The sequence below is a fragment of the Paraburkholderia madseniana genome, assembly GCF_009690905.1.
In the GTDB taxonomy this organism is placed as follows: domain Bacteria; phylum Pseudomonadota; class Gammaproteobacteria; order Burkholderiales; family Burkholderiaceae; genus Paraburkholderia; species Paraburkholderia madseniana.
This window is the reverse complement of the sequence record NZ_VOSW01000165.1, coordinates 1-13,134: the sequence shown is the minus strand read 5'-3', so window position 1 is coordinate 13,134 and position 13,134 is coordinate 1. Positions and strand designations below refer to the sequence as shown.

The 13,134-nt window shown below is 61.9% G+C and carries 11 protein-coding genes and 2 pseudogenes; 2 read left to right on the top strand and 11 right to left on the bottom strand.

From position 1 onward, the window contains the following. The 10 genes from FSO04_RS43005 to FSO04_RS42960 all read right to left on the bottom strand — a co-directional run. Positions 1-808, bottom strand: an 808-nt coding sequence (locus FSO04_RS43005; RefSeq protein ID WP_154567430.1) for an MCP four helix bundle domain-containing protein, incomplete at its 3' end; no start/stop codon positions are given. 185 nt (positions 809-993) lie between these two features. Then, complete coding sequence (locus FSO04_RS43000) at positions 994-1,446, bottom strand: helix-turn-helix domain-containing protein (protein WP_154567429.1); 453 nt, start codon at positions 1,444-1,446, stop codon at positions 994-996. A 20-nt stretch (positions 1,447-1,466) separates the two neighbouring features. Continuing rightward, positions 1,467-2,657 (bottom strand): MFS transporter, encoded by a 1,191-nt coding sequence (locus tag FSO04_RS42995; RefSeq protein ID WP_154567428.1) that lies wholly within the window; start codon positions 2,655-2,657, stop codon positions 1,467-1,469. Positions 2,658-2,737: 80 nt separating this feature from the next. After that, positions 2,738-3,619, bottom strand: a complete 882-nt coding sequence (locus FSO04_RS42990; protein WP_154567427.1) for a TorF family putative porin — start codon at positions 3,617-3,619, stop codon at positions 2,738-2,740. A 22-nt stretch (positions 3,620-3,641) separates the two neighbouring features. Next, positions 3,642-4,073: a DUF2147 domain-containing protein gene (locus FSO04_RS42985; protein ID WP_154567426.1), complete on the bottom strand. Its 432-nt coding sequence runs from the start codon at positions 4,071-4,073 to the stop codon at positions 3,642-3,644. A gap of 487 nt (positions 4,074-4,560) precedes the next feature. Next, complete coding sequence (locus FSO04_RS42980) at positions 4,561-6,003, bottom strand: aldehyde dehydrogenase family protein (RefSeq protein WP_154567425.1); 1,443 nt, start codon at positions 6,001-6,003, stop codon at positions 4,561-4,563. A gap of 95 nt (positions 6,004-6,098) precedes the next feature. Continuing rightward, positions 6,099-6,767 (bottom strand): hypothetical protein, encoded by a 669-nt coding sequence (locus FSO04_RS42975; RefSeq protein WP_154567424.1) that lies wholly within the window; start codon positions 6,765-6,767, stop codon positions 6,099-6,101. Positions 6,768-6,771: 4 nt separating this feature from the next. Further along, positions 6,772-8,274, bottom strand: a complete 1,503-nt coding sequence (locus FSO04_RS42970; protein ID WP_154567423.1) for an aspartate aminotransferase family protein — start codon at positions 8,272-8,274, stop codon at positions 6,772-6,774. Positions 8,275-8,293: 19 nt separating this feature from the next. Then, positions 8,294-8,941: a class II aldolase/adducin family protein gene (locus tag FSO04_RS42965; protein WP_154567422.1), complete on the bottom strand. Its 648-nt coding sequence runs from the start codon at positions 8,939-8,941 to the stop codon at positions 8,294-8,296. Then, positions 8,938-10,557, bottom strand: a complete 1,620-nt coding sequence (locus tag FSO04_RS42960) for a xylulokinase (protein WP_154567421.1) — start codon at positions 10,555-10,557, stop codon at positions 8,938-8,940. The genes FSO04_RS42965 and FSO04_RS42960 overlap by 4 nt, the downstream gene beginning before the upstream one ends. Before the next feature lie 388 nt (positions 10,558-10,945). Between FSO04_RS42960 and FSO04_RS42955 the strand changes: the two genes are divergently transcribed. Then, positions 10,946-11,668 carry a TetR/AcrR family transcriptional regulator gene (locus FSO04_RS42955; protein WP_168436019.1) on the top strand — a complete coding sequence of 241 codons (723 nt, stop codon included), beginning with the start codon at positions 10,946-10,948 and terminating at the stop codon, positions 11,666-11,668. A gap of 96 nt (positions 11,669-11,764) precedes the next feature. On the opposite strand, the pseudogene FSO04_RS42950 reads toward FSO04_RS42955, so the two are convergent. Then, positions 11,765-12,323, bottom strand: a pseudogene (locus tag FSO04_RS42950) (DDE-type integrase/transposase/recombinase); the annotation flags it as partial. A 187-nt stretch (positions 12,324-12,510) separates the two neighbouring features. Here FSO04_RS42950 and FSO04_RS48080 point away from each other — a divergent pair. Next, positions 12,511-13,010 (top strand): annotated as a pseudogene (locus FSO04_RS48080) (IS110 family transposase); the annotation flags it as partial. Positions 13,011-13,134 lie beyond the last annotated feature (124 nt).

Here is a 13,134-nt window from a genome sequence, read left to right as displayed (position 1 = left end):
TGGACCCCTTGATTCCGCGAATCGTATTGCTAAGCTGCTGATCCATTCTCTTCAGCGCTTCGAGAAGCTGGCCGAACTCGTCTCGCGACGTGATCTGGATATCGTTCTCCAGCCTGCCGCTAGCGATATGATTGGCGACAATGACCGCTTCGCTCAGTGGTGCCGAAATCGCCCGCAAAAGATAGGCTGTTACGCCGGTCGCGATAATGACACCGACGCCCACGAGGGCGACAACAATCCAGAGGAGGGTGCGGAAGGTAGCGTTGCTGTCGTCGGCAGACAGTTTGGCCTGGGCCATGTTCAGCGTGGCGTCATCGTTGAGCGCCTGTGTCAATGAGTCGGCGAGAGCTGCCGCTCTGGTGCTCAGTTCAGTTGCCGCGTCGAAGTTGCCTGCTTCGAGTAACGTGATTACGTCGCTGGTGTTCGATGTGAATTTATTGATGATCGGGGCAATTCTATCTGCAATCTGACGCTCCTTATCACTGGATATTCCGGCAGGATAGTAGTCAGACCACGCTTTGCTCATGGTTGCCAGATTCGCTTCAATTCCGGGAAGTGTCTTCGATATGTCGTCTGCAGCTCTCGTCAACTGTATGCGCCTGAGTTTGACCCGGATATTGAGTTGTGCCGCTCGTACGTCGGAAAGTTGCCCAATCGCAACTGTGTTGTCGAAATAGGCTTTGTTCATATTCGAGTTCAGTCGGTACAGCCCGGCTGCACCAAATAGCCCAATGGCTATCATGAGCGCAATGCAGGCTCCGAACGCCAGAATTATCTTGAGCTTGACTGAATGGACAAACTGGTTCACATCGTTTCCTTTCGATAAGTTGGTAATAAAACGGGCGAGATTGCGATCGCGACGGTTCGTCCAATTAGCCGGCTTATCCGAAATGTCAAATACGGATTTGTTCCCCAAAGGACTGCCGCTACACAGGTAATAGCGGCAGAAGGTATGTAGACAAAATGGCTAGTCCTAGCCGCGCACGGCATTTTTTAGTACGTTGGGGAGCCTGTCGAACGGTGTGGACCCGAGAGGTGAGCCTTTCGGCTGCCGGACGACATTCCCTGGCTGCCGCTGGCCTTGTGACTTGCATTGAGAACTGCAAGTCCAATGGCCCAGCGGGAATCGACCGCGAGCTCTTCCACGACGTTGCCGACGTGTTTGCGCGGTCCCGTAGATTTTATGTTCAGCAGGACGGCGATCTGCTTGTCGGCCATGCCCTTGAGCAACAGGTGGCATACCTCACCTTCAAGCAGGGTGACATCGAACCGTTTCTGGAACCAGGCCCCTGAACTGATTGTATGCGCGAGTAGGTGTACCACATACGTTTCATGAGCGACGCTGTGGACATTCGTATGGCCGATTCTGCCACGCTCGAATAACTGTCCGACGAGATGGCGCGCAGCGAGGCCGCTCTCACTTGTCACCAGTACCGGCTGCTCCATGACGTGTCGTTCGCCCCTGTTCAGTGTGCGTTTGATTTTCCGAATGTGTGGGGTGGGTGTCCTGCGCGCCGGTAAAGGAGTTGCCCTGCGGTCGCGACGACGATCGCGCTGACCGCGAAGCCGAGTGTGACGAAAGGGACGCGCCCGGCGTCTTCACCCCGAACGACAAGCGAAGAGACAAGCGGTCCGAAAGCGGTACCGAGAAGCTGAAAGCCGGGCACTAGCACGGCAACGCTCCCGCTCGGATCAAGCCTCAAAGCGAGACCGATGTGAAACGGCATCAGAAACAGCCACGCGAAGCCGAACACCGCGCACAGCGTCAGAAAAACGGCAACGTGTCCGCCCGGCAGCACCAGTATTCCGGTGGAGATCAGCGTGAGCACCACCGCACCGGTGATCAGGGTTACCGTGTTATCGACGTGTCTGACTGCCCCAGCCGCCACGACGCCGCCGGCCACCTGCATGAAGAGGACTGCGGAGATCGCTGTCTGGGCATCTTGCGCGGTAAGGCCAGCCTGGCGCCCGATCGGCTCGAGATAGGCCCATAACGAACCGAGCGCCGCCATCTGGACGAATGCGATCAACAGCGGCATCGCAGACGTGACGGACCACGCGAAAGGTTTGCTTGCCGCGTGCGAACGCGGCGTAAGCGTAGCAGGCAGTCGTGGCGATAGCGCGCAGGCAAGGAGCGACAGCATGGCCAGTACTTCGAAGCCGCCTTGCCAGCTCGCATGGGGGATCACCGCGCGCGCGAACATGGCGGCGACCCCGGCTTGGGCGAGCGTCTGGACAGTAAGAAAGATGCCTGACAGCCGGTCGGCGGTCGGAGAACGAATGATCACGCAGGTCGTCACCCACATCAGTACGCCTTCGCCAAGACCTGCAGTGGCGCGAATCGCGGCGAGCGACACATCTCCCGTCAGGCGTGCGGTCAGCACGTCGAGGCCCGCGACCAGTGCAGCCGCAAACAGAGTGACGCTGCGCAGCCTGCCGACCGGCAGTAGCACGTCGCCAAGCACGATGCCAAGGCCGAGCGCGACGATCTCGCTCATCGCGATGACGCCGACACCCTCGAGCGACGCGTGGTGTGTATCGACCATCTCGCCGAGCAGGATCGGCTGAAGGCCGATCATCAGCAGCGCGATCGATCCCGTCGTCAGCGCGGCAATGAGCTGCGAGCGAGTGACGCGGGTGGAGTGAACAACTGCCATGGCTATCTCTCTCAACTGTCGAACCAGGGGGTACGAATAATCCGGCTGACGACGCTCAGCCGGCTTGGGCAAACCGTCTTTCAGAACCTGTGCGAGACCGACACGACGAAGGTTGGCTTGTCCGTCGCCTTGACCGATCCGCCATCCTGCGCCACATAGAGCTCGTGCGCCCTGACGTGGACGCCTACCCATGCGAGCGACCACTCGAACCCCCATCTGACGTGATTGAGCCCGATCCGGTAATCGAAGCTGTCGGCCTCCGGGAAGTTCGCGACTTTCTGATAGCCAGTATGCAGTTCCAGCGTGGTATCGCTGCGTATCGAATACTTGTAGTCGAGGTCCAGCAGCAAGCTGCCACGCGAACCATGGTCGCCTCTTGCATAGCATTCGAGCGCTTTGGTGGGGTCGGATGAGAACTGCAGCATCGCACCGCACACGCCGCCCGTATTCGCGCCACGGTACGTTTTCGATATCACGCTGATCACGCGGCCTTCGAGCCGGTCGTAGCCGAGTTCCAATACCGCATAGTCGGTATTGTAGTTAGTGCCGGTGACGTTGGTGGGCGTGAAGGTCGTGAAATCGAAAGCCTGCGGTGCATCGAAATTCGCCCCTGGGAAAAGCTCGGTTGCGAGGCCGATGCCGAAGTGCAATTTGTCCGGGTTGCCGAAGCGCCAGCCGCCGGCGAGCGTGATAGCCGTGCCGTTGCCGTTGGTGAACTCCGTGCGGCTGACGTTGTTGATTTCGGCGATCGCGACGAGGCCGCTCTCATGGGCCGCTTCGATCCCCAGCTTGACACCGGGACCGTTCAGCGAGTCGGAAACACCCCGAGTGCGGATATCCGACATCAGGCTGGCCCGCGGGGTGATCGAATAGGTGGCGACGTCCTGATCGTCGGCGTACACAGGGCGGCACAGGACGAGTGCAACGAGGAAGACGAGCCAGACAGGCCGTGGTGTGGTCATTGTGTTATCCCAGGCGACAAGGCTAGTTCTTGCAGGTAGGCGACGCAGGCAGCGACTGCTCGCGTGTCAACTGCTCGGTCTCGCCCAGTATTTCCGTGCCGATGAAGGCGCGAACGGCCAGACCTGAGCCATTGACTCGAACCGCGCCCTTGTAGCGCTTTTTCGTGCGCGGGTCGTAGACCCATCCGTCGCGCCACGCATCGTCGTCGTAGTGCTTGAGCTTCGCGATGCGCACGCCGCACGTATCGGCGCTCGTGCCGGCGTCCTTGTCCCAGACGACTGTGCCGCAGAGCGACGACGCTTCATCGGCGCATGGCTTGAACTCGATCACCGCATTACCATCCGCGGAGCGCCACAGGCCTTTGGCCTCGTCAGGGCCCGACGCATGAGCCAGCGTCAACGTCGTTGTGGCGACTAGCGGAATGAGACAGCGGATAAAGCGTGCGCGAGACATATTGGCATCCTAAATGAATTAAATGTTCATGCGACCGGGAAGATGAAATCTCCGGGCCCCGTTTTTTCAACTGCAGCTAACGTTTCGTGTGCGCGGATACCACTTGCGACAGGCGCTCAGCCCGGTCAGGACAATCGCCCAACAACACGGTAGTTAAGGCTATCGTATAGGTGTCAAATTTGTGATTCAAGCATTTTCTGATTGGGGATAACCCGTCGCCATGCCCATCGTCCGCAGAGCCTGGAGCCCGTGCCTGAAGCACCGCGTGCGCTTGCGGTCGGGAAGCGGACTGGCGGGTCGACTAGAGGAAGTGCTCGATGAGTTCGCGGCGATGGCGAAGGGAACACGTGATTCGAAGAGGGCAGGAATCGGGTTCGGCACCGGCTTCCCGCTTCTATCCGTCGTCGTCCTGCCGGACGCAACACGTCCCCTGCCGAAAGCGACGACGGCCGCGGTGAATGGCAAAACGTTGCTTTGCGGGCCGCCATCAGACCTTCGCGAGGATATCGACAACGCGCTGCACGAGCCGAGTCTTCAGCTGGGTATATGGGGGGAAGAACAGTCTGGCCATCAGGAACCTGCGGCCGGTCAGTAGTGCCCGTTCATGGGAAAACGCCTTGAACCCAAAGAAGCCGTGGGCGTTGCCGATGCCCGCCTGGCCGACGCCACCGAACGGCAGCCTGCTATGCGCATAGTGCTGCAGACAGTGGTTCACACATGCCCCACCCGAGCTCGTCTGCTGCAGAAGACGGTCTATCGTGGCGCTGCGCCGGCTCCATACATATAGCGCGAGCGGCTTGGGCCGGGCGTTGATATGGGAGATCGCTTCGTCGATCGTATCGAACTCGACGATGGGCAGTATCGGACCGAAGATTTCCTCTTCGCAGATGCGGGCGTGCGGCGCGACGTCGCCGAGCAGTGTAGGCGCGACGTAGCGGTCCGCGCTGCTGTAGGAACCGCCCGACCACAGTTGTGCGCCGGTGGCGAGCGCATCGTCGACCAGCGCTGCGATGCGCTCGGTGTGGTCGGTCGAGATGATTCTTGCGAGATCCGGGGTCGCCGCGACCTGTTCGTCCGTCGCACCGAAACGGTTTTCGATTGTCTTTCTGCATTGCTCGACAAAGCGGTCGCGCACGCTGCGATGGACGAGCAGATAGTCCGGCGCAATGCACGTCTGCCCGGCATTGACAAGTTTCGCCCATATCGTTGTTTCCGCCGCGCGCTTGACGTCTGCGGTTTCGTCGACAATGACGGGCGATTTGCCGCCGAGCTCCAGCGTGACGGAACTCAGATGCTGCGCGGCCGCCGCCATGACTATCTTCCCCACCGTCGGAGAACCGGTGAAAAAAATGTGGTCGAAAGGCAAGCCCAGCAAAGCCTGCGCGGTCTTCACCCCGCCTTGAATCAGTGCGACCTCGTTGGGAGCGAAAACGTCACCGATAAGGTCCTCAATCACCTCATTGACATGCGGCGTGAGTTCCGACGGCTTGATGATTGCCGTGTTGCCGGCGGCGATCGCGGAGATCAGTGGGCCGATCAGCGTGTTGACCGGGTAGTTCCATGGACTGATGATCAGGCAGCGGCCCCGCGGCTGATAGACGATTCGCGCCGCGGTGCCCAACGTGGTGAGCGTGGGCGATACGCGGACCGGGCGCATCCATTTCCGCAGATCCTGGATCGCGTGGCGTATCTCGTCGATGACTGGCAGGAATTCAGTCAGCTCGATTTCGGCGACCGGCTTGCGAAAGTCGAGGGCGAACGCGCGATGAAATGCCGGGCGCCGCTGCAGCAGCGCGGTGCGCAGTCGTCGAAGTTTGCCGATCCGGTCGCGCGCGGTGGACTGCCGCAACTTCAGCGCGACCGGCCCTTGCGCGTGGAAGCGCTGTTCGACAACAGCCGGATCGGGGTCATGAGCGTTCAGATATTCCATGGGCGCGTGATGAGGATCGAGGAGTGGCGGCGCACGGTCGGTCGTGGTGTCCGTGCGTGTCCGCCCGGTAGGTCAATTGGCTGCTGCGGCTACGATCAGTAACCGCGGCTCTCCGGCGGCAGCATGCCGGCCGCGAACGATTCGGTCGCGCGTTGCTGGTCTTTGCGCAAGCGCCGATTGGCGACGAAGCGGACGAGCCACGGCAGCAGCGTCATGCGGCTGCCTGCCGCCGCGGCGAGCACGTAGGCTTCCGCACATTTTTCGAACAGTTCGGCATTGAGCGCCATACGCTGGCAGGTCGTACCGAAACACACCGGTTCGCCCCTGAACAACACGGAATTTCCTCCCCGTGACAGCGAATGCGCTAACTGGTCGACGTGGTCCACCGCAGCGCCCATTCGTCCCAGATGCCGCGCCTGCTCGTCGAACAGGATTGGGATCGCACCGGAGAAGTCGGCGAGGCAGCTTCCGTAGCGCCCCCCGCCGTACGCGATTGCGCCGATGTCGTTGCGCAGCCGATAGATTGCGGCATGGACGTCCGCGATGTCGTCGGCGCGGTTAGCCCCGTGGTCGGGAGCATCGATCGACAGCCGCCGTGCCGCAGTGTCCGGCACGTTGCTGAAAAGCATGCTGCGCGTGCCGGGACAGCGAACCGACACGCTCGGCGCCGGACCGTCCTGCTCGCGGTGCCGGAGAAGCTGCTTGTCGTATAGCCGGGCCTTGATATCGAGCCACTGGGCGATTAGTGAGTCATGTGTATCCATCGCGTTACACCAGTCTGAAAACGTCTTCGAAGCGATTGAGTGCATCGTCGATCACGTCGTCGGTATCGGCGAGGCTCGTGTAAATCCGGCTTCCGGCCAGCGTGATCAGGCCGTGCGCGGTATAGGCGGCGCCCATCTCTTCCATCATGTGCTTTCGGCCCTTCGCTTCTTCCTTCACACGCAGTAGCTTGAGCAGACTGCTGGTGTCGAGAAGCAGCACGCCGGACGTCTGCAAGTGGACGATCGATCCCATGTTGTAGACGACATAGGGCAAGCCGAGCCGGTCGATAATTTCCTCGAGCCCCCGGCGCAGCCTGTCTCCGGCGCGCCCTGCCTTGCCGGCCGCGTCCACCCGCTCGGCCTCGAGTAGCGCGTAGTAGCCCGCCACACAGGAAAGCGGATTGGCCGACAGCGTGCCGCCGACAAACGCCCGCTTCGACGTGGTGCCGATGCCGCCCACGAGCATCATCATGACGTCGCGCCGCCCGCCTATCGCACCTGCCATCGGGTAGCCGCCGGTCAGGCATTTGCCGAGCACTGTGATGTCCGGCTTGATATCGAAATAGCCCTGCGCGCCGCCGGGACCGAGACGGAAGCCGGTCACCACTTCGTCGAAAATCAGCAGCGCGCCGAATTCGTCGCAGAGCGCGCGAACCTGCCGGTTGTAATCGCGATGAACCGGCCGTGTACCGCTCTCGGGACCGAGCGGCTCGACCATGATGGCGGCGGTTCCGCCGCGCAAGCGGTTGATCTGCAGCTTGCGCCGCAGCGCGTCGAGATCGTTCGGATAGCATTCCTGCGTATAGCCGGTCGCGCTGCGCGGGATGCCGATTGCCTCCATCCGCCCGGTGCCAGGCAAACGCATGCCGTATACGACCTGATCGCTCCAGCCGTGATAGGCGCCGCCCACCTTGATGACCCACTTTCGTTTCGTGTACGCGCGCGCCAGTCTGATCGCGCCCATGACAGCCTCGGTGCCCGAGCCCAGCAGGCGGACCATGTCGACGGCCGGCATCGACCGGCATACGAGCTCGGCCAGCTTGACCTCGTATTCGTGCAGCAGTCCGGTGACCGGGCCGCACTGGTCCAGCACTTCGTCGACCTTGCTGCGTATCGCGGGATGACTGGAGCCCAGAAGCGTCGGCCCGCCAGCTTGCAGGAAGTCGATATAGCGGTTGCCGTCCACGTCGGTCAGGTGTGCGCCCTGAGCGCTACTGATCGCGAGCGGGAAAGGATGATTGAACGCGAGATTGTGCTGCACGCCGCCGGGAATGACGCTGCGGGCTTCTTCGGCCATCCGCCGCGAGCCGGTACAACGCTCTTCGAAATAACGCATGACCTGCGGCATCCGATCGCGCCGGATCGGCCGCATCGGTTGTTTGACGAGCGCGTCGAAGCGCGGATACAGCGCCCCGACGTCCGGCCACTCGGAGATGGCGGAGCGGGTGGTGGGCGTGGCGGCGGCGCCGTCCTGTTCGCGACGACTTTCGATGAATAGCGATGACATGGGGGAGTCCTATGACGGATCAGGCATCAAGAGTGGCAAGGACGCGGCTCAGTGCGGGCCGCAGTCGGGGAGTCGACGCGGCACGCGCCGCGATCTGTTCGCGCAGGCGCTGGCGCGCCAGCCTTTCGAGCAATTCGACATGAAGTAGCGCGTCGTCGATGCTGGTGCCACAGCAGAGAGCACCGTGGTTGAACATCAGGTATGCGTTGATATGGGGCCGCAGCTTCCGGGCGAATTTCGCCGCCAGCCATCCGCTGCCGGACGGCGCATAGCCCACTACGGGGATGTTGGAACCGAGCGCGGCGCGCATGGTGCCGCCGGGGACCGGGATCGAGCGCCCGTGCAACGCACACGCACTGGCAATCGGCTGGTGTGTGTGGATACTGCAGCCGACGTCGCTGCGCGCGCGCAGCACGCGCGCGTGCAGGCTGCTTTCGACCGAAGGCGCGCGGTCACCCTGAATCTGTGTGAGATCGCTGAGCCGCAGTACACTGACGTTGTCGGGCGTCATCGTGTGATAGTCGGTCGCCGACGGCGTGACGGCAAAGTGTTGCGAGTCGATGCGCAGCGCGAGGTTGCCGCCGGTTCCGGAAAAGTATCCGCGTCGGGACAGCTCCAGACATAGATCGACTACCTGCAGACGTGGCGCGAGCGTGTCCGTTTTCATGCTGTGGTCTCCTGAGTGCCGTTAAGACGTCGATAAAGCGGCGATAACCGTTGCCTGATTTCCTTGAAGGTTTCGAAGTGGTCGTCGTAGACCTGCCTGTTCTGCTGCCGCGGCTCGTAGATGCGGCGCGGACCCTGGAGGCCGTGCAGATCGGCAAAACGCAACGCACCGATGCCGACGCCTGCAATGAATGCCGACCCGATCGCATTGGTCTGGATCGGATTGCGTGGCTGCCAGATCGGATGCCCGGTTGCGTCCGCCATGATCTGGCACCACACGTCGGACTGCGCGCCGCCGCCGACCGCCGTGATCGCCGGCGGCGGAGCGCCGACAAAACGGGTGAACGGCTCCAGCATCCAGCGCGTGTTGAGCGCAACGCCTTCGAGGAAGGCTCGAATGATGTCTTCCCGCGAATGCTCAAGCGACAGGTTTATGAGCGCGGCGCGAAGGGTCGGGTCTTCGACAGGGCTGCGCTCGCCGAACAGCCAGGGCGTATAAATCAATCCGCGGGCGCCGGCCGGCACACGCGCGGCGATGACATCCAGCAGCGCATACACGTCCGGCTGCTCCTCGTCGCTTAGCAGTTCGTCCGGGTGATACAGGATGCGGTCGCGCAGAAACGACAGGTTGGCGCCGGCGGTCGACTGAAGCGCCATCGCCAGATAGCGGCCCTCCACCGCGCAAGGCACTGCGGCGATCCTGCTGCGCACGTCCGTCTTCATCTTGCCGACATGGGCACCGAGCCATGAGGACGTACCGAGGTAAAGGTGCGGGACCTGATCGCTCACGGCGGCGCCTACTGCAACGGCCGAATTGTCGACCGATCCGGCGATGACCAGCGTTTTGGGCGAGAGCCCGAGCGTCGACGCGAGTTCAGGCAACACGGTGCCCAAGATTTCGGTCGACGGCACGATCTCAGGCAGCTTTTCGCTGTCTATCCCGAGCATCCGCAGCAAGCCGGCGTCGTAGCGGATTCTCAGCGGATCGCGATTGTCCGTGACCCATGCAGTCAGCATTGAGTCGCGCGTCGCACAGTAACGCCCCGTCATGCGCAGGTTCATGTAGTCCAGCACGTTGAGGAACTTGTATGTGCGGTCGTAGATCTCCGGCTCATGTTCGCGAATATATGCCATGTGCCCGGCACAATCTCTGCCGGACAATGCCGGAGCGCCCCCCGAACGGCGAATCCATCGCAAAAGCTTCAGCGGCCCGTAGCCGGCGATGTTGATCCCTCGTCCTCTCACGCGACGGCCGATCGCACCGGCGCCGCGCATGTCGAGCCATAGCATCGCGCGGCCGATCGCGTTACCAGCACGGTCCACACAGACAGTACCCTCGCCTTGGGTCGAGCAGCAGATCGCCTCGACACGGCTGCGCAACGAGCCGTTGTTCGCGAGCAGCTCGCCGGCACTGAGCAGAAAGGCGGACCACCAGTCCAGCGGCTCCTGTTCCGCGCATACGCCGTTTACATGCAGTGCGACCGGCTGGAATGACCACGCATGTACGGTGCCGTCCAGGCTGACGAGTGCGCATTTGCATCCCGACGTGCCGAGATCCACCGCGAGGACGACGCGATCGGCGGAAACGGCGTTGGCGTCTGAAATCTCAAGCAACATAAGTTATCCGAACTTGTTTTGATCTAGCCATTTCGACTGGGGAAGCCGTGCGATATGCTGCCGACGCAACCGTCGCAAAGCTGACGGCGCAGGACGCCTATGTATCCACGCGCGCTCGTGCGGCCCGGTGCGACCGCGGTACTGCGCGGGAGTCGATTTGCCAACAATATAGTTATAACTATCGTATGTCAACGGCAAAAAAATCTGCATTACGGCTCAACGGACGGGATGGTCGGCGTGGGACGGTGCTATCCGCCCGATTCGCGCCGACGCCGGAGGATGGGGAAGTGAATCGCCCATTGACGATGCGGCGTGCGGATGTAATCATCACTATCTTTCCACGCCAACATTCCGGTACGCAGCGGTCGCGGCCGGCGAAGGATCTTCAGTGGCCACTGCGACGAAAACAGCGCGTACCTCCAAGCCCGCGAAGCGGGTACAGCCACCGCTCGCGATCAAGAAGCAGCCGGAACAGCAGCGTGCGACCGAAACCTATGAGCGCATCCTTGCCGTCACCGCGCAGACACTGGCGGATGTCGGAATTGAACGGTTGTCTACGAACCTGGTATGTGAGCGCGCGGGGCTCACGCCGCCCGCGCTCTATCGATACTTCCCCAACAAGTATGCATTGCTAAGCGAACTGGGGGAGCGATTGATGGAGCGGCAAAACGAACTGATTCCCCGGTGGGTTACGCTCGAAGTGCTTCGAGGTTCGACGCAGGACCTCGAACGCGCACTGTGCGGTTTGGTACTCGACACTTTTGGCGTGACCGAGCAGACCGTTGGTGGCGTATGGATCCTGCGCGCCCTGCGTGCGGTACCGGCATTGCAGGAACTGCGTCTGAATTCTCATTCGCGCGTGACGCGGGAGCAGACGGTCGTAATGACTGCCGCATTTCCGGATGTAGACGTCGAGCAGTTGCGGCTTGCCGGCCGTATCGCGGTGGACCTGATTTACGCGACCGTCGAATTGCTGTGCGACGAACCATTGAGCACGCAGACGGTGGCGGAAATCGTAGCGGGGATGATAGCGAGCCATCTGACCCGTCTGCGGCCTGACGTTCGCGCCGTGAGTCGATCGCGGAGAGGCGCGGCTCATGGAGTCCGTTAATGCGGGGCAGGCCAGTGATGGCGGGACGTGCATGCTTGCGAGGGCATTGTCAAGTTGCTGGGCTTGAGGCGAAACGATGGCAGGGGAGGCTGCTGTTCAGAAACCAGTGGACGGATTTTGGGCAAGTTCAGCGAATTCGCGCCAAGCAACGAACCGGGATGCGAGTTGTTTGCGATAGAGTGAAGCGCGTAGCGGATGCCGCTTCAGTGCGAAGTGTTGCCGGATCGGCCCGAAGCAGGAGAGAAATGCCTGCGTGCGCCCCGGGTCGGGAATGCCGCTCACGCCCCGCAGGAAGTCCCCTTGGGGGATGCAACGCTCGCGTTCGCGGGTGGGCTGGTGACTGTCCCCAGTCCGGTAGTTGATGCGGGCAACCGATTTGACGAACACGTGCTTCACGCCCGCCAATTCCGGAATCTCAGCCTTGGCCGCCGGATAGCTGCGCAATTGATCGGTGACGATCCTGCGCGGCACAGGAATCGAGCGCAGCACACGCCTGAAGAGGCATTTGGCGGCGGCCTGGTCGCGCCGCTTTCACCCGGCGAGCAAAGCCCACGCCGAAATTGTCGCACCAAGATCGGATCGTCTCGTAGGTCACACTCACGCCGCGCTCGAAAAGCAACTTCTCGATGTCGCGGGAGCTCAGACGCAAGCGAAAGGCAGTATGACTTTACGTAAGGCAGTGGCAGGCCCGCCGCGGGGAAATTGAACGCGGATTAGTCAGTATGACTTTGGTGAGGCAAGGGCTGGCCCGCCGAGGGAAACAAACGCGGGTTAGCATCTCTGCCAGAGCCGCACGGTGTGGACTGGGCTGCGCCCCGGTGATTTCCTTCACGGAGGCCAGCATGCACAACGATATAACGGTATATATCGGACTGGGTCTTCACAAAGACTCGATCACGGTCGCCTACGCGATCGACGCGGGTGAGGTCGAACTGCTGGGCAGGACAGGCACGGCTAGGGCTGACATCGATCGCTAGTGCACACGCCTGCGGTCCAAGGCGCCACACGTAGGCACCGTGTACGATGCAGGTCCATGTGGCTACGGGCTGTACCGTCGGCGCGTCCAGAAGGGCTTCGACTGTGGTCAGCGCACCTTCAGCCGGGCGAACGCGTGAAGGCCGACCGGCGTGATGCCATCAAGCTGACGCGCTCGCTGCGCGCCGGCGACCTGTCTGCCGTGTCCGTGCCCGGCATTGAGGACGAGGTATTCCGGGATCTCGCCCGCGCGTAGGCGGCTGCCCGCGCGGATCTGCGGCACGCACGGCAGCGGCTGAAATAGTTCCTGCTCGCGCATGGCGGTCGCTATACCGGCAACGCAAACCGGGGCGAGGTGCATCGAAAAGCGGCCTGCACGCAGAACGCGGAATGGCAGCGCCAGGGGTCACGCCCCTGCCGGTCGCGGTCAACGTGTCGCCCCGTCAGCTTGCGGACGAATCGCTCGCGGCCGACATATCGGATCTGCTCGA

Coding starts and splice junctions, on each gene's coding strand:
- FSO04_RS43000 (WP_154567429.1), bottom strand. CDS start 1,446: ATGGAGCAGCCGGTACTGGTGACAAGTGAGAGCGGCCTCGCTGCGCGC.
- FSO04_RS42995 (WP_154567428.1), bottom strand. CDS start 2,657: ATGGCAGTTGTTCACTCCACCCGCGTCACTCGCTCGCAGCTCATTGCC.
- FSO04_RS42990 (WP_154567427.1), bottom strand. CDS start 3,619: ATGACCACACCACGGCCTGTCTGGCTCGTCTTCCTCGTTGCACTCGTC.
- FSO04_RS42985 (WP_154567426.1), bottom strand. CDS start 4,073: ATGTCTCGCGCACGCTTTATCCGCTGTCTCATTCCGCTAGTCGCCACA.
- FSO04_RS42980 (WP_154567425.1), bottom strand. CDS start 6,003: ATGGAATATCTGAACGCTCATGACCCCGATCCGGCTGTTGTCGAACAG.
- FSO04_RS42975 (WP_154567424.1), bottom strand. CDS start 6,767: ATGGATACACATGACTCACTAATCGCCCAGTGGCTCGATATCAAGGCC.
- FSO04_RS42970 (WP_154567423.1), bottom strand. CDS start 8,274: ATGTCATCGCTATTCATCGAAAGTCGTCGCGAACAGGACGGCGCCGCC.
- FSO04_RS42965 (WP_154567422.1), bottom strand. CDS start 8,941: ATGAAAACGGACACGCTCGCGCCACGTCTGCAGGTAGTCGATCTATGT.
- FSO04_RS42960 (WP_154567421.1), bottom strand. CDS start 10,557: ATGTTGCTTGAGATTTCAGACGCCAACGCCGTTTCCGCCGATCGCGTC.